Genomic DNA, 25,551 nt, shown 5'->3' with positions numbered 1-25,551 from the left:
GCCACAAAGCCCCGTACGTCCGCGCGCTCAGCCATGTCCTACGTCCTGATCCCTTTCCCTTACCTCGCTCCCTGGGCACAGAATGGATCTCCGGGGAACAGTGGGACGTACGGAGAGAGGCGCGGGGCTGTGGTGGTGCACGTCGAGCGGGACGAGGTGGAGCGGCCGTTCGTCGCGCAGTTGGAGGCCATGGGGTGGACGCACGTCCCGGGCGCGGAGTTGGACACGCTTGACGCGGCCAAGCCGTTACTCGTCGACCAACTCGGGCCCGCGCTGAGGGGGATCAACCTTCGGGGTGGTGACGGTCAGCCCTGGATGGGCGACGACGACATCCAGCGGGCGGTCAATGAGCTGGCCTCCCTCTCCCTCGGCAACGGCGTCGTCCACGCGAACCTCGCCGCCACCGACATGCTGCTCCACGGCTGGATGCTCCCCTCGCCCTCCGCCGCGCACGGTGGTCCGTCAGCCACCGTCCAGTACGTCGAGTGGCACCCGGACCATGTCACGCGCAACACCTTCACTGTCGTCGATCAGCTCCGTGTGCGTAGCCGCTCCGGTGAGCTGTCGATACTCGACCTCGTCCTCTTCGTGAACGGCATCCCGCTCGTCGCCGTCGAGTGCAAGAGCGCCGATCTCGCCGAGCCCGTCCGTAGCGCCGTAATCGATCTTCGGCACTACGCCGGGAACCCCGTTCTGGACCTCGACGCCACCAGTACTCCGGTCCCCGCCGGTGTGCCGGAACTGTTCCGGACCGTGCAGCTCCTCGTCGCCGCGACCGGCCAGACCGCCCACCTGGGTACCGTCACCTCCGAGCCCGAGCACTTCCACCCGTGGCGCAGTGTCGAACCGGAGGAAGAGGGCACGCTGCGGCGGGAGTTGCGTAGCGCCGGGCTGCTCGCGGACGGCGCCGCATCCGCCTCCGAATCCGCACCCGCACCGCTCGGCGAACAGCAGAAGCTCGTCGGTGTGATCCTGCGGCCGGCTGCCCTGCTCAATGTCGTACGGCACTACGTGATCCCGATGGCCGTCGAGTCGGGGGCGGACGGCGGTGCCGTGCGGACCGTCAAGGCTGTCGCCCGGCATCAGCAGTACCGGGCTGCCGAGAAGGCCGTACGCAGACTGCTGACCGGGCGTGCTCGTGCCGGACGGGACACCGATGACGAGCGTGGCGGTGTCATCTGGCATACGCAGGGCTCCGGTAAGTCGCTGACCATGACGTTCCTGGTGCGGCGGGTCCATCTGCACCACCGGCTCAGTGAGTTCATGGTGGTCGTGGTCACCGACCGCACCCAGTTGCAGACCCAGCTCTCGCGGACGCTGAAGCTCAGCGAGTCCGATGTCGAGACGGCGAAGACCCGGACGCAGATGGAAGGGCTGCTGCGCGACGGTGGGCGGCGCGTCGTCTTCGGGATGATCCAGAAGTACGGGACCGGCTTCACCTTCGCCGGGGACACGGAAGGCAGCGGGGACGACCGGGATCTGGTCGGGGAGGGCGAGGAAACCGCGCAGAGGCAGGGCGAGACCCAGGGACCCGTACCGGACTTCCCCGAGTGCAACACCTCCCCGGACATCCTCGTCCTCGTCGACGAGGCACACCGCTCGCACACCAGCGTCCTGCATGCCGCCCTCCGCAAGGCGATCCCGAACGCCGCCAAGATCGGGTTCACGGGTACGCCGATCATCACCGGGCGTGAGGAGGACACGCGCCGGATCTTCGGGCGGGGTGACTCGCCGCGAGGATTCCTCGACGAGTACCGGATGGAGGACGCCGAGCACGACGGCGTCGTCGTCCGCATCCGCTACGAGGGGCGGACCGGGGAAGGCGAGGTCCGTGACGGAGAAGTCCTCGACCAAGGGTTCGACGACCTCGTACGGGACCGCACCCCCGAGGAGCGGGCCGCGCTGCTCAAGCGCTGGCCCACCGAGCGAGACGTCGCCGAGTCGGTTCCCATGATCGAGGCCAAGGCCGAGGACATGCTGGAGCACTGGGTGACCGCGGTGCTGCCCGGCGGGTTCAAGGCACAGGTCGCGGCCGTCAGTCGGAAGGCGGCCGTGCAGTACCACCACGCTCTGCGCAAGGCCCGTGACGAACTGCTCGCCGAGCTCGCCGAGTTCGACCCGGAGTCGGTGGCCGGGATCCCGCTGGAGAAGCTGTCCGCCAGACTGCGCTATCTCCACCAGGCCCATCAGTTCCGGGCGGTGCTGCGCCGGGTCGACTTCGTGCCGGTCATCTCGCCGGGTTCGGGTCACAAGCGGGGGGAGTGGAGGGAGTGGACCGACGCCGGTCGCCAGGAGGCGTACACCGAGCGCTTCCAGAAGGCGTTCCCCGAGCTGGCGCCGGATCCGGAGTGGGTGGCCGTGACGCCCTTCAATCCGCCGCAGGCCCCGACTCCGCCGACCGACTACGTCGAAGGCATGAACGCCCCGTGGTCCGATGCCACGATCAGTGAGCCACAGCCACTCTCCACCACGGTGCCCGACCCCGTGCACGCTGACAGCCCCATCGCGTTCCTGATCGTGAAGTCCATGCTGCTCACGGGATTTGACGCTCCGCGCGAACAGGTGCTCTATCTGGACCGGCCTATCCGTGACGCCGAGTTGCTCCAAGCCGTCGCGCGCGTCAACCGCACCTCGCCCGGCAAAGAAGTCGGCTACGTCGTCGACTACTACGGCGTCTTCGAGCACCTCTCCAGCGCACTCGCCGGGTACCGGAACGCCGATGTCGCCGACACCATGCGCAAGTTGTCCGACGAGGTGGGCGATCTCGCTCCCGCTGCCGAAGAGGTCCGCGCCTTCCTGCGTCGCAACGGCATCGACGACGCGGAACTCGACCAGCTCGCCAAGCTGGGGCCGGCCGCTCTCGCACTGCGACCCGAAGCCCTGCGGTTCGGTTTCGACGAGGTGCTGCACACGTTCCTCGCCACCCTTGAGCGCGTTCTTCCGCACGAGGACGCCCTCGACTACGTCGCGGACGCCAGGCGCTGGAGCCTGCTCCAGAAGCGGGTGCGGCGACTGTGCCGGGACGACGAGGGTGGCACGTTCACGCTGCGCCGGTACGGGCGCAAGGTCCGGGCCATGATTGCCGACCACCTTGAGGGCCCGGAGATCGATCAGGTCATTCCGCCGGTCTGGCTCACCGCACTCACCTTCGACGACGCCGTGCGGCGGCTGCCGCCGCAGGAGGCCGCGGCGGAGATGGGCCATGCGCTCCGCTTCCATCTGGAGGAGCGGACGAAGCGGGAGGACCCCGCGAAGTACGAGCGGCTCTCCAAGCGTTTGGAAGAGATCCTGCGCACGATGCCGGGCCGCTTCGAGGAGCAGATGGAGGAGTTCGGCGCGCTGATCGAGGAGGCCAGACAGGAGCAGGAGGAGTCCCCGGAACTCGTCGGTCTCACGCCGCTCGAACAGAGGGTGTACCGGCTGGTGGAGCAGATCCTGGAGGACACTCCGGGGATCAGGCTGGCAGGCAACGGCGACGTCAGGCAGCTCACGGGCAAGGTGTGCGACGTGGCGACTCGGGCCATGGCCAGGGCGTCGTACCAGGGGCAGCACCAGGACATCAGCATGCTGGCCGGAGACCTCCACGATGTCCTGCTCAGTGGCGGTGTCCGGCCCGTAGGCGCTGACTGGGCGCCGTTGGACAACGCGGCTGAGCGCCTGGCGTCCTTCGCGCAGGACAACCTTCGGCAGTTTCGGGGAAGAGCGAGGGGACAATAGACCGGTGACCGCGCCGGCCGATCCTTCGACGTACTCCGCCCCCGAAGCCCTGCTCACTGTGGACGGGCTGGCGCTGCGGGTGCGCGCCAGCGCCCGCAGGAAACGGTTCGCGCTGACTGTCGAGGCTGACGCGACCCTCACCCTGCACACCCCTGCCGGGCGTTCGACGGCCGAGGCGGAGCAGTTCGTACGCGCGCACCGGGACTGGTTGGTGACCAAGCGTCGGGAGCGGGAGCACACACGCCCGCTCAGCCCCGTCAAACAGCTCGCCGACGGAGAGGTCTTCCGCTATCTGGGGCGGACGTATCGGCTGGCCGTGTCCGGTGAGGAGGGGGCGGCCGGAGGGGTCCGGCTGGTTGCGGGGCGCCTTGTCATGGGCCCGGATCTGGCGGCGGAGCCGCAGGCGGGGCGGGCAGCGCTCGTCGACTGGTACTGCCGGGCCGGCCGGAACTGGACGGGACATCGGCTTCAGCCCTGGGCGGCCCGCATGGGTGTGACCGAGCCGGAACTGGAGGTTCGGGACCTGGGGGACCGATGGGGTTCTTACCGGCCGCCGCAGCACGGGGCGGCCGCCAACGGGCTGATGAGTCTCGGGTGGCCGCTCTTCCAGCTGCCCATGCATCTGATCGACTACGTCATCGCACACGAACTGGCCCACGTGAAAGTGTCCGGGCACCGAGAGGACTTCTGGCGGCTGCTGCGGATCGCGCTGCCCGAGTACGAAGAGCGGCGGACGGACCTTGACGAGCTGGGGCGGCGACTCTGGATGGGCGATATCCGGTGAGTCAGACTGAACTGCCCGTATGCATAGATGAGTTCAGCCACGGCAATAGCTACCGGATTGCAAGCACGAGATTCCGCGGCCGAGGACCTCGACCCGAGCAGCGACCTGGCCGGCGACTGGGCTGCGACCTGGGGGGATTGCTGGGCGACGACGGTCGCAGAGGAGTGCAGCATCAACCCCACCACAACCGCCGTCGATACGGGCTCGATCAGCAGCATGGTGGTAGCTGTTGCTCCGACCGTCGCGTAAGCCGCATCAGTCTACGGTCGCCCGGTCGAGCCGCAGGGCGGGGGTGGGCGTTGCAGCGGGGTGCGTAGTCTCGCGGCATGCATTCACACATGCGTTTCCAGAACCCTCCTGCCCTGCCGCATGACGTGGTGGTCGAGGCATTGGAGCGGGCGCTCGGGGACCGGGCGCATGAGTTCGAGGCAGCGAGCGTCTTGGTCGGGAGCGCCTTGAAGGACGACGATCGGGAGTTCGTTGAACACTGGTGTGTGCAGGTCGGGACGCGGGCTGTGTCCGGCAGCCCGCTGCTTGGGCTGGCCGGCCTGTGCCTGGGACATACCGCTCGACGGTTCGGGCATCTCAGCGATGAAGCCCTCGCACTGGCGCAATCGTTGGCGGCGCGTGCTGGGGTGGATCCGTCGGACGTGGACGGCCGAGCGCTCGACGGCCTCGACGACGTCCGGAGCTTCCTGCGCCTCTGGTGAGGCTGGCTGCTGCAGTGCGAGTCAGGCAACGTTCGCCCCGGCCACGACCTGGCGGAGGTGTTCGTCGGTGGCGTGCTTGTTCCGCCAGATGATGTAGCGGCGGATCATGCTGCCCCGCTCCTTGTGGCTGGCGTGATCGGTGCCGTCAAGGGTGAAGTAGCGCAAGGCGGTGAACTGGGCCTCTATACGGCTCAGCCACGAGGAGTTCGTCGGGGCGTAGGCAATCTTGACGTTGTTGGCCTCGGCCCGGTCGGCGATTCGGCGGCACCGCTTGGTGGTCCGTTGGGGCGAGTAGTTGTCGCTCACGATTGCGATGTGCTTCTCGGTCGGGTGCAAGGAGCGCAGGTAGCAGCAGAACTCCAGGAACTTGCCCGGTTCTTGGTCTTCTCGATGTGCCCGTAGAACTGGTCATTGCCCAGGTCGTAGGCGGCGAACAGATGGCGGACGCCGTGCGGGCGGGTGTAGGTGGCCCTGTGGCGCGGTCGCGGCTCCCACTCGGGGGCCACTGCCTAGCAGTCGTAGCGGTGCGCGTAGGGCAGTTCGGGGCACGGGCAGCCCGGTGACCATCGGCATCGACACCGACGGACGCTCCGGCGGCTGCCAGATGCAGCTGCGGCTGCAGAAGGTCTGACAGCCGGGTTCCAGCGCTCCGGCCGGTTCACGCGCTTCCATGGCAGCGCCCTGAACTCCCCTTGAATCAGGTGGAGTTCAGGGCGTGACGTGCGTCCGTCGCCGGATCGTCTACCAGATCGCCTCGACCCACTCCGGGTGGTCGATGAACGGGTTGCGGTTGTGCTGGTAGGTGTCGTAGATCGCCTGGTTGCGCGTCTCCTCGAAGGCGCTGGGCGGGTCCGCCTCGTTCCACGCCTTGAGTACGGCGAGCTTGCCCATGTACGGGTTGCTGCCGTTGCCCACCTTCTCGTTGGGCTCCAGGTCGGCCCAGCCGTCGTCACCCTCGTAGCGCACGGCCATGTAGAGGATCATGCGGGCCACGTCGCCTCTGTCCGCGGCGCGCGGCGCGAAGGAGTCGGAGTCGACGGTGCTGCCGCCGCCGTTGGTGACGGTGCTGCCGCCGTTGTCGAAGTCCAGGTTGCCCCGGGTGCTGTTGATCGTCACGTCGCAGGGGCGCAGGTGGTGCAGGTCCGTGCCGGGGCCGGTCGCCTCGCCGAAGTCGCCGTGGGACTTGGCCCACGTGTGCTCGCGGTTCCAGTCGCCGACGTCGCCGCCGTTGAGGGACTTGCTGCGCGAGACGCCGCTGTACAGCAGGATCACGTTGCTGCTGTTGTTCGGGTCCTGGTCGGTGACCTTGAGCGCGTTCCAGACCGCGGAGTACGAGATCTTCGTCTGGCTGCTGATGATCGTGTGCAGCGAGGACTTGAGCGTCGTACCGGTCTTGCCGACCGCGTTCTTGTAGTACGTCGTGTCGTACGCGGTCGTCGTCGCGCCGGCCGGAGTGGCCGTCATCGTGGGGATGGCGAGGGCCGCCAGGACGGTCGATGTGGCGAGCGCCACGGCCTTCCAACGGCGGGTGCGTATCTGCGTCGCGGGCATCGGGGGTGTCCGTTCTACGCGTGTCGAATGAGGGAGACATCCGGGAGCGTGACATGGACATGCGTTTCCGGCAATGAACTGCGCGTGTCTGTTGCGTGACGTGAACCGGCAACTCGGCCGATTTCGGCCCGATTTGACGCGCGTAGAGCCAAGGAGAGGCCATGAGGTGGTCTGGAAACGGGCGTGGCCCCCGACCGGCGTTCCGGTCGGGGGCCACTTCGGTGCCTGTCGGGTTCAGTTGACGTCCGACGCGTCCAAGCGGTAGATCGTCGACTGGTTTGTCGTAGTCGAGGTGGAGGTCGAGGACGACGAAGAGGACGAGGAGCCGGAGGTCGAGCTGTCGCTGTTGCTCGTGCTGTAGTCGCTCTCCTTCACCGCCGTGCCGTACTTCTGCACCCAGGTGGTGAGTTCCTGGTCGCCGCCGCCCATGCCGCCGCCCATGCCACCGCCGAGCTGGATGTAGTGCAGCTCGCCCTTCTTCACCAACTCCTTGAGCCTGGCCAGGGTCATCGCCTTGTCCTGACCGGTGAAGCCGAACATCGAGATGACGGGCTTGCCGGTGCTGAGGATCATCTGGCCGGCGCCCTGCGAGTTGGACACCGCGATCAGCCACTTGGCGCCGTCCTGGTGCTTCTCCAGGTACGAGATCAGCTCGTTGCTGACGCTGCCACCCATACCGCCGCCACCGCCGCCGCCACCGGAGCCGCCGCTCGTGCCACTGCTGCCGCCGGGAGCCGTACCGGTCCCACCGTTCTGGCCGGTGGTCCCGCCGCCGGGAGCCGTACCGCCGCCCGGGAAGCCCCCGTTCGTGCCGCTGGGTGCGCCACTGGGTGCGCCGCCGCCCTGCGGGAGCTCACCGTTGCCGCCACCCGGCTGCATCTGGCCGTTACCGCCGCCGGGGAGCTCCCCGTTCGCCTGGCCGCCCTGCTGGGTGCTGCTCTGCTGGCCGCCGGGACCGCCGCTGCTGCCGCCGCCGAAGCCGCCCCGGCCGCCACCGCCGCCGGGACCGCCCATGCCGCCACCGCTCGACGGACCCGCGGTCGGGTTGGTGCCGCCCATGCCGCCGCTGGTGGAGGAGAAGGCGGGCGAGACGGCGTAGGCCGTCGGACCCGCGAGGGCCGCCACGATCGCCGCGACGACGGAGGCGCCGAGCAGCCGGACCCTCGTACCGGAGCTCGCGGTCCGCAGGACGAACAGGCCCGCGATCGCGAGGACCATGAGTACGGCGATCGTCGGCCACAGCCAGGTGTTCCAGCCGGTGGCACGGCGCAGTACCACGATCGCCCAGACGCCGGTGACCGCGAGGCCGGCCGGCAGGACCCAGGACCAGCGGGCGTCACCGCTGCGGAAGGCGCGCCACAGCATGACGCCGCCGGCGCCGGTCAGCGCCGCGATGCCGGGGGCGAGCGCGGTCGTGTAGTACGGGTGCATGGTGCCCTCGGCCATGGCGAAGGTCACGTAGTGCAGCGCCAGCCAGCCGCCCCACAGGACGAGCGCGGCGCGCGTCATGTCGGTGCGCGGGGCCCGTCCGCACAGCACCAGGCCGGCGGCGAGCGCGAGGAACGCGAAGGGGATCAGCCAGGAGATCTGGCCGCCGAGGACGTCGTTGAACATCCGGCCGATGCCCGCGGTGCCGGCGAAGGTGCCGCCCCCGCCTCCGCCGCCCCCGCCGTTGCCCACGCCACCGAGGACGCGGCCCAGGCCGTTGTAACCCATGATCAGGTTCCAGGCGGAGCCGTCGGTCGATCCGCCGATGTACGGGCGGTCGTCGGCCGGGACGAGCGAGACCGCCGTGGCCCACCAGAAGCTGGAGACGGCCAGGGCGACCGAGGCCAGGGCCAGGTTGACGACCTTCTTCTTCCAGCCGAGCTTCGACGCGTACACGTACACGGCGAAGACGGCGGGCAGGGCGATGTAACCCTGGAGCATCTTGGTGTTGAAGGCGAGCCCGAAGAGGACCGCGGAGCCGATGAGCGGCAGCAGCTTGTCGTTGTGCACCGCGCGCAGGGCGAGGGCCGCGCCGCCGACCATCAGCAGGACGAGGATGGTGTCGGGGTTGTTGTCGCGGTTGATCGCGACGGTGATCGGGGTGAGCGCGAGGACGAGCGCGGCGATCGTGGCCGCCACGTGCCCGAAGACCCGCTTCACGGAGGAGTGCAGGATCCAGATCGTGCCGACGCCGGCCGCGACCTCGGGCACCATCATCTGCCAGGTCCCGAAGCCGAAGACGCGGCACGACAGGCCCATGAGCATCATCGCGAACGGTGGCTTGTCGACGGTGATGAAGTTGCCCGCGTCGAGCGAGCCGAAGAACCAGGCCTTCCAGCTCTGCGTACCGCTGTAGATCGCGGCGCTGTAGAAGCTGTTGAGGCTGGAGGAGGAGAGGTTCCAGGAGTACAGGACTCCGGCCAGCAGCATGATCGCGAGCAACGCGGGCAGCGACCAGCGCGGCGCCTTCTCGGGCGTGCCTGACTCGGCGGGGGCCGGCGGAGCCTCGGGGGCCGCGGGATCGGCGGCCGCGGCGGGGATCTCCGGGGCGTGGGGGTGTGGGTCGGTGGCAGATGTCACCATCGAATCGTCCGGACGGGGGGTGGGTGCGCGCTGTGGCGCGACTGGGTGCCACCTGTGAATCAAGGCAACACTGCGTTACGCGCGGTGCGGGCTTTCCCCAAGTGATCCCTCAGGGAAGCCCCCAGGTAAGCCCTCAAGGACCCCCCGAGGAAGCCCTCGATCGAGCCCCTGGGCGAGCCTCGAAGTAAGCTCGAAGTAGGTCTCGAAGTAGGTCTCGAAAAAAAGTGCGACTGACGTACAACCATTCGCATGTGCATGTGAGTCAGAAGAACACCAGCGTGCCGGGGGCGCGTTGATGTCCTTCACTGGGATGGGAAACCTCCATGACTCACCACATATCCAGATCCGCGCGCACCCGCGTACTCGGCGGCGCCGCCGTCTGCGCCGCGACCGTGCTGTCGCTCGTGGCCACCGCGACACCCGCCAACGCGGCCACGGCGGCCGTCAGTTGTACGTCCGCCAAGTCCGCCCTCGCCACCAAGCTGAAGAAGGACATCACCACGGCCCTCTCCGGCCGTCGAGGCTCCATCAGCGTCGGTGTGTTCGACCGCTCCACCAAGACGACCTGCGTGTACCGGGCGCAGACCGCCTACGACTCCGCCAGTGTCGTCAAGGTGACCGTCCTGTCGACGCTGCTCTGGGACGCCCAGAAGACCAACCGCGCGCTGACGGCCACCGAGAAGAGCCTCGCGAAGGCCATGATCACCAAGTCGGACAACGCGTCGACCACGAAGCTGTGGAACCAGCTGGGCCTGACGAAGATCAAGGCCTTCGTCGCGGCCGCGGGCATGACGCAGACCAAGCCCGGCGCGAACGGTTACTGGGGTCTCACCCAGATCACCGCCCGTGACGAGCAGAAGCTGCTGGCGCTCACCACCATCACCAACACGGTCCTGACCGACAACTCCCGTGCGTACATACAGCAGTTGATGAGCGAGGTCATCTCGTCCCAGCGCTGGGGCACGCCGAAGGGCGCGCCCACGGGTGTCTCGGTGCACGTCAAGAACGGCTGGCTGCAACGCGCCACGAACGGCTGGCGGGTGCACAGCGTCGGTACGTTCAAGGGCGGCGGCCACGACTACATGATCACGGTGCTCACGCAGGGCAACAGCACCTGGAACTACGGCATCACGACCATCGAGGGCATCGCCAAGGTCGTCCACCGGGATCTCGCCGCGAGCTGATCGCGAGCGGGTCGCGAGCCGGTCGCGAGCCGGTCGTGAATCGATTCCGAGCCGATCGTCAGACGACTTCACCGCGGCGCCTCCCGGCCGTCACCCACCCGATCCACGTACCGCCGGTCCGGCGGTGGCCAGCTGTCCGGCCGCCGCCGGACCGGCGAACGCCAACTCCCTCGGCAGTACGTCGGACCAGTGAACCGCCAGTGAACCGCCCTCCCTGGACGCGGTGTTGGAGCGGGACTGCCGGGTCGCCCGCCGCTTCACCCGGGGGTCGCCCGCGGTTTCACCCGGGCCGGGCCCGTCCGAGCCCGGCCCGGCCCAGCCTGTCCGACCCCGTCCAGGTTATTGACGTGTCAGTGACAACGGTGGCTTGATGAACGGTACGCAGACATGGGAGCGCTCCCACGCGTGTATACCGCACTCACACTCGCACTCCCGCTCCCGCCCCACTTCGGGAAGGACACCCCGTGCGCAGCAGACACCACAGCCACCCCCACCCTCACGACCGGCCCCGCAGTCACCCCCTCCTCGCCGCTTTCCTGGCCGCCCTGCTCGCTCTCGTCGCCGGCTTGGGCCTGGCCGGCGCCCCGTCCGCCGCCGCCGCGACCCCGGTGCGGATCATGCCGCTCGGTGACTCCATCACCGGTTCCCCGGGCTGCTGGCGCTCGCTCCTCTGGAACCAGTTGCAGAGCGCCGGTTACACCGACATCGACTTCGTCGGCACACTGAACGCCCAGAGCTGCGCCCTCACGCACGACGCCGACAACGAAGGTCACGGTGGGTTCCAGGCCACCGCCACCGCCGATCAGAACCTGCTGCCCGGCTGGCTGGCGGCGACCCGGCCGGACATCGTTGTCATGCACTTCGGCACCAACGACGTATGGAGCAGCATCGCGCCGGACACCATCCTCGCCGCGTACACCAAGCTGGTCGGCCAGATGCGGGCCAGTAACCCGGCGATGAAGGTGCTGGTCGCCCAGCTCATCCCGATCAACCCGAGCAGCTGTGCCGAGTGCGCCGCTCGTACGGTGGCCTTCAACCAGCGCGTTCCGGCCTGGGCGCAGGGCATCACCACCGGGCAGTCGCCGGTCACCGTCGTCGACCAGTGGACGGGCTTCGACTCGGCCACCGACACCAATGACGGCGTTCACCCCAACGCCTCGGGCGACGCCAAGATGGCGGCCCGCTGGTTCCCGGCGCTGTCGGCCCTGCTCACTCCGGGCGATCCGGGGGATCCCGGGGACCCGGGGAGCGGTGGCTGCTCGGCGGCCTTCCGGGCGGTGTCGGTGTGGCAGGGCGGCTATCAGGGTGAGGTGACGGTCACCAACACCTCGTCCACGGCACCGATCTCGTCCTGGGCGGTGACCCTCACATTCCCCACGGGCAGTCGGCTCACCCAGGTCTGGAACGGTGCGCTGACCGGGACGACGGTGCGCAACGCCGGCTGGAACGGCACGGTGGCGGCGGGGGCGAGCACTGCCTTCGGCTTCCTCGCGAGTACGCCGGCTGCGGCGGGCACACCTTCGGTGACGGCCACGTGTTCGGCGTCCTGACCCCGAGTACGGCTTGCCGGAACATGGAGGTGATCACGGAGGTGATCGCGGAGGTGATCGCGGCCTGACGGGTCCCTGCGGGGGTGCGGGGCAGCGGGGGCGCGGGGTGGGACGTCCGGGGCAGGCTGTGCCCCGCCCCGGACGTTCCACCCCGCGCATAGTGGCGCTCGGGCGTGGCCGGTGCTCGGTGACTGCCGGTCCCGTCGGCCCGGTCGGCCTGTATCCCGTCCGGTGCGCCACTACTGCGGCGAAACCGGCCTCCTGCGCCGGACGAATCGACGCCCGGCTACCCAGAGGTTGATCAGGAACAGTGCTGATCCGGCTATGAGCCAGCCCACGGATCCGCCGTCGCGGTAGGTCTGGAGGCCCATCACCAGCAGCAGCGAGCCGACCACCACGCCCATCAGGTCGAGGAAGGCGTCTGCCTGCCTCGCGATCTTCGACAGGTTGATCACGGCCTGATCCTGGCAGGTGACAGTACTCGCTGCCAAGGACGGGTTCCGGGGGTGGCCCGGGTTTTGTTGCGGAGGGATGAAATCCCCTTCCGCTCGTGTTGGTGCTTACCGGCGGAGTGCGGAATCGCGGATCTACGGAAGGCGCCGGAGTGGCAGAGCAGCGGGGGCGGAAGCCAGGACACGAACCGGAACAGGTGCCGGAACCGGCACAGGTGTCGGCATCGGTACCTGTACCTGTACCTGAACCGGGATGGGCGCGGCGGCTGGTCGGATACGCCTGGCGGTATCCGAAGGACGTCGTGCTGTCCCTGGGCGCCTCCCTCGGCGGTATGGCCCTCATGGCGCTGGTCCCGCTGATCACCAAGGTGATCATCGACGACGTCATCGGTGCCAAGAGCCGCTCCGTGGCCCCCTGGGCGGGCGCGCTCGTCGTCTCCGCCGTCCTCGTCTACGTCTTCACCTACGTCCGCCGCTACTACGGCGGCCGGCTCGCCCTCGACGTCCAGTACGACCTGCGGACGGAGATGTTCGAGACGATCACCCGGCTCGACGGGCGCCGCCAGGACGAGCTGTCGACCGGGCAGATCGTCGGGCGGGCCACCAGCGACCTCCAGCTGATCCAGAGCCTCTTCTACATGCTCCCGATGACCCTCGGGAACGTGCTGCTCTTCGTGATCTCCCTCGCGATCATGGCCTGGCTGTCGCTCCCGCTCACCCTGGTCGCCCTCGCCGTCGCCCCCGCCCTCTGGATCGTCGCCAAGCGCAGCCGTACGAAGCTCCACCCAGCCACCTGGTACGCGCAGGCCCAGGCCGCCGCCGTCGCCGGTGTCGTGGACGGCGCCGTGACCGGCGTACGCGTGGTGAAGGGGTTCGGGCAGGAGGACCAGGAGACCGGGAAGCTCAGGGAGGTCGGGCGGCGGCTCTTCGCGGGGCGGCTGCGGACCATCCGGTTCAACTCCGTCTACACGCCGGCCCTGCAGGCCGTGCCCGTGCTCGGGCAGGTCGCCATGCTCGCGGTGGGCGGGTGGCTGGCTGTGGGCGGGCACATCACGCTCGGTACGTTCGTCGCCTTCTCCACCTATCTCGCCCAGCTCGTCGGGCCCGTGCGCATGCTCGCCATGGTGCTGACGGTCGGGCAGCAGGCACGGGCCGGTACCGAGCGCGTCCTCGAACTCATCGACACCCGGCCGTCGTTGACCGACGGGGACAAGGACCTGCCCGCCGACGCCCCCGCCACCGTCGAGTTCGACGACGTGTCGTTCGGGTACGACGACGACCGGCCCGTACTCTCCGGGCTCAGCTTCGAGATCCGGCCCGGCGAGACCCTCGCCGTCGTCGGCTCCTCCGGCTCCGGCAAGTCGACCGTCTCCCTCCTCCTGCCGCGCTTCTACGACGTGACGCGCGGCGCGGTCCTCATCGGCGGGCACGACGTCCGCGAGCTGAGCCTCGACTCGCTGCGGTCCGCGATCGGGCTCGTCCCCGAGGACTCGTTCCTCTTCTCGGACACCGTCCGCAACAACATCGCGTACGGCCGTCCGGACGCGACCGAGGAACAGATCCTGGTCGCCGCGCGCGCCGCCCAGGCGGACCGTTTCATCGCCGAGCTGCCCCACGGCTACGACACCAAGGTCGGCGAGCACGGCCTCACCCTCTCCGGCGGCCAGCGGCAGCGCGTCGCACTCGCCCGCGCCATCCTCACCGACCCCCGACTTCTCGTCCTCGACGACGCCACCTCCGCCGTGGACGCCCGCGTCGAGCACGAGATCCACGAGGCGTTGAAGCACGTCATGGAGGGCCGGACGACCCTCCTCATCGCCCACCGCCGCTCCACCCTCGGCCTCGCCGACCGCATCGCCGTCCTCGACGACGGACGCCTCGCCGACCTCGGCACCCACGACGAACTCCAGGCCCGTTCCGCCCTGTACCGGCGGCTGTTGACCGACCCCGACGAGCTGGGCGGCGTCTCGCCCGGCCGCGCCCTGCCCTCCTCCGTTCCGCCCGAGGACACCTCCGTACGGGACGAGCTGGACGCCGAGTTCGACGCCGAGCGCGGGGTCACGCCCAGGCTGTGGAACGGTGACCGCGAGCCCAAGGACACCGCGTTCGCCGGGATGCCGGCCACGCCCGAACTCCTCGCCCAGGTCGAGGCGTTGCCCCCGGCCGCCGACCTCCCGGCCATCGACGAGGCACGCGCGGTCACGCCCGAGGAGTCGTACGGGCTGAAGCGGCTGCTGCGCGGCTTCGGTACGCCCCTGCTGGTGAGCCTCGGGCTCGTCGCCGTGGACGCCGGGATGGGGCTGCTCCTGCCGATCCTGATCCGGCACGGCATCGACTCGGGTGTCTCCCGACTCGCCCTCGGCGCGGTGTGGGTGGCCGCCGCGCTCGCCCTGGTGTCCGTCGCGGTCCAGTGGGCGGCGCAGATCGGCGAGATGCGGATGACCGGCCGTACGGGCGAACGCGTCCTGTACGCACTCCGGTTGAAGATCTTCGCCCAGCTGCAACGCCTCGGACTCGACTACTACGAACGGGAGTTGACCGGGCGGATCATGACGAGGATGACGACCGACGTCGACGCCCTCTCCACGTTCCTGCAGACAGGGCTGGTCACCGCCTTCGTCGCCGTCGTCACCTTCTTCGGCATCATGGTCGCCCTGGTGGTGATCGACGTACAGCTCGCCCTCGTCGTGTTCGTCACCATCCCGGTGCTGGTCGTCGGCACGTTCTACTTCCGCCGGGCCAGCGTCAAGGCCTACGAACTCGCCCGTGAGCGCGTGTCCGTGGTCAACGCCGACCTCCAGGAGTCGGTGGCCGGGCTGCGGATCGTGCAGGCCTTCCGGGGCGAGCGGGCAGGCGCGAAGCGGTTCGCGGAGGGCAGTGACAGTTACCGTCAGGCGCGCGTCCGGGGGCAGTGGCTGATCTCCGTGTACTTCCCCTTCGTACAGCTGCTGGCCTCGGTCGCGGGTGCGGCGGTGCTGGTCGTGGGGGCGGGGCGGATCGACAACGGGACGCTGACGACCGGCGCGCTGGTCGCCTACCTCCTCTACATCGACCTGTTCTTCGCGCCCGTGCAGCAGCTCTCGCAGGTCTTCGACGGGTACCAGCAGGCGACGGTCTCGCTTGGCCGCATCCAGGAACTCCTCCAGGAGCGGACCTCGACGGAGGCCGCCGAGGAGCCGCTGGACGTGCTCTCCCTGCGCGGCGACATCGCCTTCGAGGGCGTGGACTTCGCGTACGGGTCCGGCGATGACGCCGAAGAGGCCCTCAGCGGCGTCCAGTTGACGATTCCGGCTGGGCAGACCGTCGCCTTCGTCGGGGAGACGGGCGCCGGCAAGTCGACGCTCGTGAAGCTGGTCGCCCGCTTCTACGACCCGACCGGCGGCCGTGTCACCGTCGACGGCACCGATCTGCGCGACCTCGACATCACCTCGTACCGGCATCGCCTCGGGGTCGTGCCGCAGGAGGCGTACCTGTTCCAGGGGACCGTGCGGGACGCCATCGCGTACGGGCGGCCGGACGCCACCGACGCCCAGGTGGAGGCGGCGGCCCGGGCGGTCGGGGCGCACGACATGATCGCCACGCTGGAGAGCGGCTACCTGCACGAGGTCGCCGAGCGCGGACGCAACCTCTCGGCGGGGCAGCGCCAGCTGATCGCGCTGGCCCGCGCCGAGCTGGTCGACCCGGACATCCTGCTCCTCGACGAGGCGACCGCCGCCCTGGACCTGGCCACGGAGGCCCAGGTCAACCAGGCCACGGACCGCCTGGCGGGCCGCCGTACGACCTTGGTGGTCGCCCACCGGCTGACCACCGCCGCCCGCGCCGACCGGGTCGTCCTCATGGATCACGGCCGCGTCGCGGAGGACGGCACCCACGAGGAACTGCTCGCCCTGGACGGCCAGTACGCCGAACTGTGGCGGACCTTCGTGGGCGCACCGGAGCAGGAGGAGCCGGTCACCTCGTCCCGCTGACCGGCCAGTGGGTCTTGCGGCTGGCGCAACCGTTCGACAGGTGCCGTGCGTCCGTACATCAGTACGGACGCACGGTTAGAGTCATGGGCGGCGGTGGCCGGAGGGGGACACGGTGAGTGGTGGTTCGGTACGGCGGCGGTTGGCGCTCGGGCTGGCCGTGCTGACCGCGTCCGGGATGCTCTCCCTCGTGAGTCCCGGTACGGCCGAAGCAGCCGCGGCGACGTCGGCGGCCTCCGCGTGCTCCGGCCGTAAGGCGCGGACGCTGACCTTCTCCACCGGCGAGGTGCGCATCTACCGGCGCAGCGGCTACGTCTGCGCGGTGACCGTGCCCAAGCGCCCGGGTGCCCGCCAGTGGATGTCGGTGAGCGTACGGGCGCGGGGCGGGCGGCCGGTCGTCGACGAAGGACTGTTCTCGAAACGGGCCGGCCCGGTGACCGTGCACGCGGGTCGACGGCAGGTGTGGATCGAGGGCGCGGTCGGGCGGGGATCGGTCAGTTCCGGCTGGATTCGGTGCTGAGCCCCGTCCCGGACCCTATTTACCGAGCCCTCGCCCGAGGGGTTTCCCTATGTCCCCTGGTGCGCCGGAAGTTGCTCCGATAGCTTCCGGCGCACAGATGCTTCATAGGGGAGGGTGCATGCGCAAGGCGCTCCGATGGCTGCTCGCGCTGGCCGTGCTCATCGGCACGGTGAGTACGGCGGGAGCGGCGACCGCCGCTCAGCCGGAAGCCATATCCGGCACCAAGAGCAGTACCAGCAGCAGTACCAGCACCGCCGGTTCGGACATCAAGGACCAGCTCCTCGCGATCCCGGGCATGAGCCTGATCCAGGAGAAGCCGTACACCGGCTACCGGTACTTCGTGCTCGACTACACCCAGCCGATCGACCACCGGCACCCGTCCGAGGGCACGTTCCAGCAGCGCATCACCGTCCTGCACAAGGACGTCGCGCGCCCGACGGTCTTCTTCACCAGCGGGTACTTCGTCAACACGAACCCCAGTCGCAGTGAGCCGACGCGGATCGTCGACGGCAACCAGGTCTCCCTGGAGTACCGCTTCTTCACGCCGTCCCGGCCCGACCCGGCCGACTGGTCCAAGCTGGACATCTGGCAGGCGGCCAGTGACCAGCACCGCGTCTTCACGGCGCTGAAGAAGATCTACGCCAAGAAGTGGCTGTCCACGGGCGGTTCGAAGGGCGGCATGACCGCCACGTACTACGAGCGCTTCTACCCGAGCGACATGGACGGCGTCGTCGCGTACGTCGCCCCCAACGACGTGGTGAACAAGGAGGACTCGGCGTACGACCGGTTCTTCGCGGGCGTCGGCACCAAGGAGTGCCGCCACCGGCTGAACGCCGTACAGCGCGAGGCGCTCGTCCGCCGGGAGCCGCTGGAGAAGAAGTACGCGGAGGTCGCCGCAGCCGAGGGCTTCACCTTCGACACCATCGGCAGCCTTGACCGCGCGTACGAGGCCGTCGTCCTCGACTACGTCTGGGGCTTCTGGCAGTACAGCCTGCTCGCCGACTGCGAGTCCATCCCGGCGGACGCGAAGAACGCGACCGACGACGACATCTGGACCTCGATCGACACGATCTCCGGGTTCTCCTTCTACACCGACCAGGGCCTGGAGCCGTACACGCCGTACTACTACCAGGCGGGCACCCAACTCGGCGCGCCCACCATCAAGTTCCCGCACATCGAGAAGACGTACATCCGCTACGGCTACCAGCCGCCGCGCAACTTCGTCCCCCGGGACATCTCGATGAAGTTCCAGCCGCGGGCGATGCGTGACGTCGACAACTGGGTCAGGAGCCGTGCCCAGCACATGCTGTTCGTGTACGGGCAGAACGACCCGTGGGGCGCCGAGCGGTTCCGCCTCGGCAAGGGCGCGAAGGACTCGTACGTCTTCGCCGCCCCCGGCCTGAACCACGGCGCCAACGTCGCGGGTCTGGTCCCCGAGCAGAAGGCGCTCGCCACGGCCCGCATCCTGGAGTGGGCCGGCGTCGCCTCGACCGCCGTCCGGTCCAACCCGTCGGTGGCCAGGCCGCTGGCGACGTACGACGCCAGGCTCGACAAGCGCAACATCGAGCGGGAGCCCGCCCTGCGGCCGTAACGGCCGTGGAGAGTACGGGCGTTGATCCAGGGTGAGGCCCGGTGACAGCTGCCACCGGGCCTCACCCTGATCACCTCGTCATGTCAGTTACTGCCCGCCATCAGCCGGTTGACCAGGGCCACCAGCACGTCCCGGCTGTCCAGCCGTGTCCGGAGGTCGCCCATGACGACCGGGACGTTCGGGTCGAGGTCGAGCGCGTCCCGTACCTCGTCCACGGTGCGGTCCCGCAGCCCGTGGAAGCAGTTGACGCCGACCACGAACGGAACGCCACGGCTCTCGAAGAAGTCGATCGACGCGAAACTGCTCTCCAGCCGCCGGGTGTCCGCGAGGACGACCGCGCCGAGCGCCCCGTGCACCAGGTCGTTCCACATGAACCAGAAACGTTCCTGGCCCGGCGTGCCGAACAGATAGAGGACGAGCTGGCTGTTCACCGTGATCCGGCCGAAGTCCAGCGCCACGGTCGTCGTGGTCTTCCGCTCGACCCCGTCGAGGTCGTCCACGCCCAGCCCCGCGACGGTCAGTTGCTCCTCGGTGTGCAGGGGCGGGATCTCGCTCACGGAGCCGACCATGGTGGTCTTGCCGACGCCGAAGCCGCCCGCGATCAGTATTTTCACCGCGGCGGGCGCGGTGGGCGTCCCGGTCACGGACACCTGTGACCCGGTCTGTTCGTCAGAGTCTGAGTAGGGCATCCTTCACCGCCTGAAGAAGAGTCATGTCGGGTTCCTGGCCGTCCGCGAACGCGAGCGGCGGCCGGGCCGTCACCCGGTCGAGCGCGATGAGATCGCCGACGAGGATCTTCGTCACCGCCACGGGCAGGTTCAGCCCGGCGGCGACCTCCGCGAGGGCCACCGGCGTACGGCACTGCCGGAGGATCGTCCGGTGCTCGGGCTGCAGTCCCCGGTCGCCGTGCCGTTCGTCCCGCGCGACGGTGGCGATCACCGTGATGAGGGTGAGGTCGTCGCGCGCCGAGGCCGTACGGCCATGGGTGATCGTGTACGGCCTGACGAGGCTTTCCTCGGCCTCATCGTCGTCCGGCGACGCGTCCGCCCAGTGACTCACTCACGCCCCCCGCCCTCCAGCCGCTGGACCCGCACCTCGGTCCCCAGCCGCTGCCCCACCTGCTGGACGAGGGTGTCCATCGCCACGGCCATCACCTCGGCGTCGACCTCCTGGTCCGCCACGACCGCCAGATGGGTGCCCCGGCCGGCCGAGCTGACGAACAGCCAGAGCTCGTCGAGCTCGATGATGACCTGGCGGACGGCCCCGCCGCCGAAGACCTCGCCGACTCCGCGGGCCAGGCTCTGCTGACCGGTGGCGATGGCGGCCAGGCGTTCCGCGTCAACCCGGGCGATGCTGCTGGACTGGCTCACCACCAGCCCGTCGTCGGACAGCACGATGGCGTTCAGGGTGCCCGGAACCTGGTCGACGAGACGGTCGAGGAGCCAGTCGAGGTCGGAGTTGGTGGCAGTGGTTCGCAGAGTCATCGTCCGTCTTCCTTCCGGGCCCGGTCGGGTCCCGGTGAGGGGTTCGTGGGCTGGTGGCTGGGCTGGTGATTGGCGTCGGGCCTGAGCCGGGCGGCCTTGGACTGGCGCTGGAAGGCACCGACGGTGGCACCGGAGCGGGCGCCCGTCCGGCGGGGGAGGGGCTGTGCGGAGGTGCTGGGGCCGGTGCGCTGCGGTTCGGTGTCGTACGAGGGCGGAACCTCCCGGAGTTCGGTGGCGAGACTGGCCTGCCGGACGCGCCGGGGCAGGGGGTTCTGGCTCGCGGTGGAGGCCGGAGCGGATGCCTGGGCGGGGGTCTGCGCGGGGGTCGGCGTGGGGCGGGCCGGCGGTGACGACGGTGCGATCCAGGGGCCGATGAGCGGACGCGCGTACGCCTCATGGTCGGCGGAGTGCCCGGAGTGCCCGGAGTGCCCGGAGTGCCCGGAGTGCGGCCGGGGGCCGGGGCTGACGGCCGCCGGTCCGGGGCGGGAGGTCGCGCCACGCAGCGCCAGCCGGTCCGGGACGGCGGCGGGCGGGGAAGCCGGGGCCGCCGGAAGCGGGACCGGCTGCCCCTGCGCCTGCTGACCGGCGGAGATCAGCTCCGCCGGGACCAGGACGACGACCCGGGTGCCCCCGAACGACGAGGGCCGCAACTCGACCTGGATACCCAGGTTGGCGGCGAGCCGCGCCACGACGTACAGGCCGAGACGGGCGTCGTCGGCGCGGGACATCACGTCCATACGGGGCGGCGCGGCCATCAGCGCGTTGGCCTCGGCGTACTGCTCGGGGTCCATGCCCATGCCGCGGTCCTCGATCTCGATCGCGATCCCGCGCCCCACCTGGGAGGCGGTCACCTCGACCGGGGTCGGCGGCCGGGAGAAGGACACCGCGTTCTCCATGAGCTCCGCGAGGAGGTGCACCATCGGGCCGACGGCCCGCTCCGAGAGCCAGGTCTCGCCGTCGGTGTCGATCCGGATGCGCCGGTAGTCCTGCACCTCGCCCTGGGCGGAGCGCAGGATGTCGAGCAGGAGGACGGGCCTGCGCCAGCGCCGCTGCGGTGTTCCGCTGCCGAGGATCACCAGGTTCTCCTCGTAGCGGCGCAGCCGGGCCGCCAGGTGGTCGAGGTCGAAGAGGCCTTCCAGGACCTCGGGGTCCTCGTGCCGGCGCTGCATCTCGCCGAGACGTTTCAGCTGCATGCCGATCAGCAACTGGGTGCGCCGGGCGATGCGTTGCAGCAGCCGCTCGAAGCCGCGGTACAGCTCGACCTCCCGCACCGCGGTCTCCAGGGCCGAGCCGCGGGCCTGGTTGAGGGCCTGGCCGAGCTGGCCGAGTTCGTCGTTGCCGTGGCGGATCTCGGGCAGTTCGGCGTCGGTGTCGACCTTCTCGCCCTTGCGCAGCCGTTCCACGATGTCGGGCAGCCGCTCCTGGAGTTCGAGGGCCTCGGCGCGCAGACCGAAGATCCGGCGGCGCAGCGTTCCGGTCAGGCGCAGCGAGAGGACCAGCATCAGCAGTACGGCCGCGATGCTCACGGCGCTGTTGACCATCATGTCGGTCATCAGGCCGTCGAGTTCGTCCTCGGTGGACGCGACGAGGTCGCCGGAGTACGTGTTGCTGGCCCTCAGCAGCTGCGGGGTGATCCCCGTGATGCTCTGCCGCCACTTCTTGCCGAGCGCGGCGGAGACGACGGTCCGGTCGTCGGCGCCGGTGCCCTCGGTGTTGAGGATGTCCTGCTCGACCGCGGTCTTCCGCTTCCAGTCGGCGCTGGTCAGCACCGCCCGGTAGGTCTCGGCCCGGGTGTCGGGGAGCTGGGGCACGACCTTGTCGCTGTAGATGTGCTGCTGGCTGCCGATCATCTCGGCGATCTGGAAGCGCTGCTCACCGGTGAGCCTGCCGCCCGCCGTTCCGGCGGTGATGATCGCGTCCTCGCGCGAGATCATCTCCTGGCCCCACTGGGCGTCGAGCGCCGGCCGGGTGAGGACGGCCGTCTCGCCGAAGCCGACGTTGCTGAAGTCCTCGAACAGCTCCATGCTCGACGCGATCACGTCGGTGTACGCGTCGAACGTCTGCTGCTGGTAGGTCGACCGCCGGTCCACGGAGTCCCGGTAGCCCGGCAGCTTCTTCAGCCCTCGGGTGACCTTCTGGAAGGGCTCGCGAAGAGCGCTCGGGGCGGCGCCGACCGCGACGAGGTTCCGTACGGACCTGTCGGTGAGTTCACGCTGACGCGTCAGGTCGGACCGGTCGGCCCCGGGGTCCGCGAGCATCGCCGCGCTGAGCCGCCGCTCCTCCTGGAGGTTGAAGAAGACGGTGACGAGTGGGGGGCCGAAGCGTTTCCCCTCGGCGTTGCGGTCATGGACGGTCCGCCAGTCGCCGTAGAGGTGGTTCGAGTCCATACCGCCCAGAGCGACCAGGGCCAGACAGGGCACCAGAGCCAGGACAAGGAGCATTGTCCGTACGGACAACTGGCGCTTCGGAGCCCGGTCCTGCGGCTGTCGCGCCGTGCGTGCGTGGAGTGCCACAGAGGTTCCCGGCCTGTGAGTGCTGACGGACTGTCCGAAAATAAGTGGTCCGCGCCATGACAGGGGGGAGCCTACCGATTCACGAATTCATCACAACAGATGTTCCGGTGAATGGGAACGACTCGTTACTCGGCCGATGAAGCCGATGAAATGGAATCCTTCATACCGGTTTCGCGCATCCCACCGGCCGCTCCCCGCCCAACTGCACGTAAAGGGCGGTGGAAGTCGGGCAGTTGAAGCGTTTGCCGACGGCCTCGGTGACCCGGTACTCCGGCTTCTTCTCGCTCTTCCCGTCGCACGCCGTTTCGCGCACCTCCCCGCGTCCGGCGCTGTACACGCAGTCGCCGACGATCGTGCGCGGCCCGCCGCCGCCGCCCGGGTCGCCGGGGTGCGGAGCCTGGAGGTTGCGCATACAGGCGTAGCCCTGCGGGACGGCTCCGTCGCCGTCCTCGTCGGCGGCGGGGCGCTGTTCGCTGATGTGCAGCACGAAGTCGGTGGTCGCCGGGCACGACGGACCGTCGGTCACCCTGCCGTCGTACCGGGCCACGACCCGGGCCGCCGCCCGCTCGCTGGTGCAGGGCACCTCGGTGAAACTGGTGATGCCGAAGGAACTGCACTCGTCGATGGAGAGGAAGACGGTGCCGTAGCCGGTGGGCCGGGGCGTCGCGGGCCGCTGACCGACCGCCGTACCCTCGGCGGCCCCGGAGGCCGCCCCCTCCGCCGAGTCGCCCGCCGAACCGTCCGGCGACAGCTGACACCCGGTCGCCGTGAACACCGCGACCAGGATCAGCAGCGCGTAGGCGGTCACCCGCCCGCGCACCACTCCCATGAACCCCATGGAACGCACGGACCCCACAGAACGCACTGTGCGCATCGCATCCCCCCGAGTACCCGCGCCCAGCGTGGCCCGCGACGCCAGGGCCACGCCGGAAGTTCAGCGGATTTGCGCCTATTGGGGGTGGTGCGCCGGTTGTGCGGCGTACGACGTGTACGCCTCCTTACCTCCCGCCTCTAGTACGACAGTCCGTGACCGATCGGATACAGAATCCGCGTCGGATCGTCCGCGCGCAGCACCGGCACCGGCAGCTTTCCGCGCGGCCGGACCTGTCCCGCGATCACCCGTGCGGCAGCCCGGAGTTCGACGTCCGTCCAGGAGTAGGTGGCCAAGTAGGCCTGTGCAGCGGGCAGTTGGGCAACGTCGTAGGGATTGCGGACGGCGACGCACACCACGGGCCGCCCGGTGGCGAGGAGTTGGGTGACGAGGGTTCGCTGACTGCTTGTGCCGCTGAGGTTGTACGTCCCGACGACCACCGCGTCCACCTCTCCGGCGGCGGCGACCGCCCGGGCGATGACGGCGGCGGAGGGGGCGGTGCCGGTCGACAGGGCGGTCGCGGTGAAGCCCAGTTCGGTGAGGGCGTTCGCCAGCACGGTGGTCGGCGGCCCGGTGGTACCGGACGGCGACGCGGGATCGGCCCCGACGACGAGCACCCGCTTGTGGGTCACCCGGGAAAGGGGCAGCAGCTTCCCCTCGTTGACGAGGAGGGTGGTGGTCCGCTCGGCGATCCGGTCGGCGGCCAGGAGATGGCCACGGACACCGACGGCCCGGTCGACCCCGGCATGGGTGACGTACGGGCGGTCGAGCAGCCCGAGCCGGTTCTTGAGCCGGAGGATGCGCAGCAGGGACGTGTCGAGCCGCGCCTCGGTCAACTCGCCCTGCCGTACGGCCGTCAGGACGGCGTTCCAGGCGATGTCGAGCGACGGCGGGTTGAGCAGTTGGTCGACCCCGGCCTTCAGTGCGAGCACCGGAACGCGGTCGTCGCCGTACTTCTCCCGTACGCCCTGCATGCCCAGCGAGTCGGTGACCACGACTCCGTCGTAACCGAGTTCCCCGCGCAGGATGCCGGTGAGGATCGGGTGGGAGAGGGTGGCGGGGTCGCCGGAGTCGTCGAGGGCCGGGACCATGATGTGCGCGGTCATGATCGAGTCGATGCCGACGCGGATCGCGGCGCGGAACGGCGGTGCGTCGACGGTGCTCCACTGCTCGCGCGTGTGCTCGATGACGGGGAAGCCGTAGTGACTGTCGACGGCGGTGTCCCCGTGCCCCGGGAAGTGCTTGGCGGTGGCGGCGACGGAAGACCGCTGGTATCCCCTGACCTGCGCGGCGACCAGCCCGGCGACGGCCTTCGGATCGGCGCCGAACGACCGTACGCCGATCACCGGATTGGCCGGGTCGACGTTCACGTCGGCCACCGGCGCGTAGTCCTGGCGGATGCCGAGGGCGCGCAGTTCGGCGCCGCTGATGCGGCCGGCGGTCAGCGCGTCGGTGCGTGAGCCGCCCGCGCCGAGGGCCATGGCCCCGGGGAGGAGGGTGGCGGGCCGCCCGACGCGGGCGACGATGCCGTGCTCCTGGTCGGTGGAGATGAGGACCGGCAGCCCGCGCGGAACGGCGAGCGAGGCCTGCTGGATCCCGTTGCTGAGGTCGGCGATCTGATGCGGATCGCGGGTGTTGTGCGCCCAGGAGAAGTAGATGATCCCGCCGACCCGGTACTTGGCGACGAGCTCGGCCGCCGTCCGTACGCCGATCTCCGTGAGGTTGGCGTCGATGTCGGCCTGGTCGGGCGCGGTGGCGGAGTGCCCGTACACCCGCATGACGAACAGCTGACCGACCTTCTCCTCCAGGGTCATACGGGACACGATCCGACGGAGTCGCGCGTCGCTGTCGTGACGGTCGGACGGATGCGCCTCACCGCCGAGGGCGAGCGCGGCACCGGTGCCGGCGGTCGCGGCGAGGAGAGCGCGTCTGGAAGGGCGGGCACCGGTCCCGTTCTGCTCAGCGTTCTGCTCAGCTTGGTCGCGCACGAAGGCGCTCCTTCCCTCGTGAAGGAAACTTCCGAGAAGTCACGAATAACCGGGAAGTTTCTTCCAGTCAAGGGGGCGGGCGCTAACGCGAGATGGCCGA

General features: G+C 69.6%; 17 protein-coding genes and 1 pseudogene. 8 read left to right on the top strand and 10 right to left on the bottom strand.

Translation table 11 applies throughout. From position 1 onward, the window contains the following. Nucleotides 1-129: 129 nt before the first annotated feature. The 3 genes from G3I71_RS07315 to G3I71_RS07305 all read left to right on the top strand — a co-directional run bounded on the left by G3I71_RS07315 (nt 130) and on the right by G3I71_RS07305 (nt 5,211). Nucleotides 130-3,717 (top strand): DEAD/DEAH box helicase family protein, encoded by a 3,588-nt coding sequence (locus G3I71_RS07315; RefSeq protein WP_164313091.1) that lies wholly within the window; start codon nt 130-132, stop codon nt 3,715-3,717. A gap of 4 nt (nt 3,718-3,721) precedes the next feature. Continuing rightward, nucleotides 3,722-4,501, top strand: a complete 780-nt coding sequence (locus G3I71_RS07310) for a SprT family zinc-dependent metalloprotease (RefSeq protein ID WP_164313090.1) — start codon at nt 3,722-3,724, stop codon at nt 4,499-4,501. A 338-nt stretch (nt 4,502-4,839) separates the two neighbouring features. Then, nucleotides 4,840-5,211 (top strand): hypothetical protein, encoded by a 372-nt coding sequence (locus G3I71_RS07305; protein ID WP_239148985.1) that lies wholly within the window; start codon nt 4,840-4,842, stop codon nt 5,209-5,211. 21 nt (nt 5,212-5,232) lie between these two features. On the opposite strand, the pseudogene G3I71_RS52625 reads toward G3I71_RS07305, so the two are convergent. The 3 genes and pseudogenes from G3I71_RS52625 to G3I71_RS07290 all read right to left on the bottom strand — a co-directional run. Then, a pseudogene (locus G3I71_RS52625) lies at nt 5,233-5,711 on the bottom strand (transposase); the annotation flags it as partial. Nucleotides 5,712-5,952: 241 nt separating this feature from the next. Then, complete coding sequence (locus G3I71_RS07295; protein ID WP_164313089.1) at nt 5,953-6,762, bottom strand: endonuclease I family protein; 810 nt, start codon at nt 6,760-6,762, stop codon at nt 5,953-5,955. 234 nt (nt 6,763-6,996) lie between these two features. Next, nucleotides 6,997-9,330: a glycosyltransferase family 39 protein gene (locus G3I71_RS07290; protein WP_343242886.1), complete on the bottom strand. Its 2,334-nt coding sequence runs from the start codon at nt 9,328-9,330 to the stop codon at nt 6,997-6,999. Between the two features lie 326 nt (nt 9,331-9,656). Between G3I71_RS07290 and G3I71_RS07285 the strand changes: the two genes are divergently transcribed. Next, entirely contained in the window at nt 9,657-10,517 is an 861-nt protein-coding gene (locus tag G3I71_RS07285) for a serine hydrolase (protein WP_203729584.1), read from the top strand. Between the two features lie 617 nt (nt 10,518-11,134). Beyond that, a complete protein-coding gene (locus tag G3I71_RS07280) occupies nt 11,135-12,067 on the top strand; it encodes a GDSL-type esterase/lipase family protein (protein WP_239149005.1) in 933 nt (310 codons plus the stop codon). A gap of 239 nt (nt 12,068-12,306) precedes the next feature. Here G3I71_RS07280 and G3I71_RS07275 read toward each other — a convergent pair whose 3' ends face one another. Next, complete coding sequence (locus tag G3I71_RS07275; protein ID WP_164313087.1) at nt 12,307-12,522, bottom strand: hypothetical protein; 216 nt, start codon at nt 12,520-12,522, stop codon at nt 12,307-12,309. A 194-nt stretch (nt 12,523-12,716) separates the two neighbouring features. On the opposite strand from G3I71_RS07275, the gene G3I71_RS07270 reads away from it, so the two are divergent. The 3 genes from G3I71_RS07270 to G3I71_RS07260 all read left to right on the top strand — a co-directional run bounded on the left by G3I71_RS07270 (nt 12,717) and on the right by G3I71_RS07260 (nt 18,595). Beyond that, nucleotides 12,717-16,487, top strand: coding sequence for an ABC transporter ATP-binding protein (locus G3I71_RS07270; RefSeq protein ID WP_343242885.1), 3,771 nt, complete (start codon nt 12,717-12,719; stop codon nt 16,485-16,487). Nucleotides 16,488-16,599: 112 nt separating this feature from the next. Then, nucleotides 16,600-17,004 (top strand): hypothetical protein, encoded by a 405-nt coding sequence (locus G3I71_RS07265; RefSeq protein ID WP_164313086.1) that lies wholly within the window; start codon nt 16,600-16,602, stop codon nt 17,002-17,004. Nucleotides 17,005-17,122: 118 nt separating this feature from the next. Then, nucleotides 17,123-18,595, top strand: a complete 1,473-nt coding sequence (locus G3I71_RS07260) for a S28 family serine protease (RefSeq protein WP_164313085.1) — start codon at nt 17,123-17,125, stop codon at nt 18,593-18,595. Between the two features lie 83 nt (nt 18,596-18,678). Here the strand turns inward: G3I71_RS07260 and G3I71_RS07255 are convergent, their stop codons facing one another. From G3I71_RS07255 to G3I71_RS07230, 6 genes are all read right to left on the bottom strand, one after another. Continuing rightward, nucleotides 18,679-19,239, bottom strand: a complete 561-nt coding sequence (locus tag G3I71_RS07255) for an ATP/GTP-binding protein (RefSeq protein WP_164313084.1) — start codon at nt 19,237-19,239, stop codon at nt 18,679-18,681. 25 nt (nt 19,240-19,264) lie between these two features. Beyond that, nucleotides 19,265-19,654 (bottom strand): DUF742 domain-containing protein, encoded by a 390-nt coding sequence (locus G3I71_RS07250; RefSeq protein WP_164313083.1) that lies wholly within the window; start codon nt 19,652-19,654, stop codon nt 19,265-19,267. Next, the gene (locus G3I71_RS07245) at nt 19,651-20,079 is read right to left on the bottom strand and encodes a roadblock/LC7 domain-containing protein (protein WP_164313082.1); all 429 of its coding nucleotides are present in this window, start codon (nt 20,077-20,079) and stop codon (nt 19,651-19,653) included. The genes G3I71_RS07250 and G3I71_RS07245 overlap by 4 nt, the downstream gene beginning before the upstream one ends. Beyond that, nucleotides 20,076-22,520, bottom strand: coding sequence for a nitrate- and nitrite sensing domain-containing protein (locus G3I71_RS07240; protein WP_164313081.1), 2,445 nt, complete (start codon nt 22,518-22,520; stop codon nt 20,076-20,078). Before G3I71_RS07240 ends, G3I71_RS07245 begins: the two co-directional genes overlap by 4 nt. A 232-nt stretch (nt 22,521-22,752) precedes the next feature. Further along, the gene (locus G3I71_RS07235; protein ID WP_203729649.1) at nt 22,753-23,421 is read right to left on the bottom strand and encodes a hypothetical protein; all 669 of its coding nucleotides are present in this window, start codon (nt 23,419-23,421) and stop codon (nt 22,753-22,755) included. 182 nt (nt 23,422-23,603) lie between these two features. Beyond that, nucleotides 23,604-25,451 (bottom strand): glycoside hydrolase family 3 protein, encoded by a 1,848-nt coding sequence (locus G3I71_RS07230; protein WP_164313080.1) that lies wholly within the window; start codon nt 25,449-25,451, stop codon nt 23,604-23,606. Nucleotides 25,452-25,551: the final 100 nt, after the last annotated feature.

Origin of the sequence: Streptomyces sp. SID12501 (assembly GCF_010550245.1) — a bacterium.
Lineage (GTDB): Bacteria > Actinomycetota > Actinomycetes > Streptomycetales > Streptomycetaceae > Streptomyces.
The sequence above is the reverse complement of the archived record's forward strand: the minus strand, read 5'-3'. Positions and strand labels throughout refer to the sequence as shown.

Bases quoted from the DNA above. Each gene is read 5' to 3' on its own strand.
- G3I71_RS07280 (WP_239149005.1), top strand. From the start codon at position 11,135: ATGCCGCTCGGTGACTCCATCACCGGTTCCCCGGGCTGCTGGCGCTCG.
- G3I71_RS07305 (WP_239148985.1), top strand. From the start codon at position 4,840: ATGCGTTTCCAGAACCCTCCTGCCCTGCCGCATGACGTGGTGGTCGAG.
- G3I71_RS07295 (WP_164313089.1), bottom strand. From the start codon at position 6,762: ATGCCCGCGACGCAGATACGCACCCGCCGTTGGAAGGCCGTGGCGCTC.
- G3I71_RS07245 (WP_164313082.1), bottom strand. From the start codon at position 20,079: ATGACTCTGCGAACCACTGCCACCAACTCCGACCTCGACTGGCTCCTC.
- G3I71_RS07285 (WP_203729584.1), top strand. From the start codon at position 9,657: ATGACTCACCACATATCCAGATCCGCGCGCACCCGCGTACTCGGCGGC.
- G3I71_RS07235 (WP_203729649.1), bottom strand. From the start codon at position 23,421: ATGGGAGTGGTGCGCGGGCGGGTGACCGCCTACGCGCTGCTGATCCTG.
- G3I71_RS07240 (WP_164313081.1), bottom strand. From the start codon at position 22,520: ATGCTCCTTGTCCTGGCTCTGGTGCCCTGTCTGGCCCTGGTCGCTCTG.
- G3I71_RS07260 (WP_164313085.1), top strand. From the start codon at position 17,123: ATGCGCAAGGCGCTCCGATGGCTGCTCGCGCTGGCCGTGCTCATCGGC.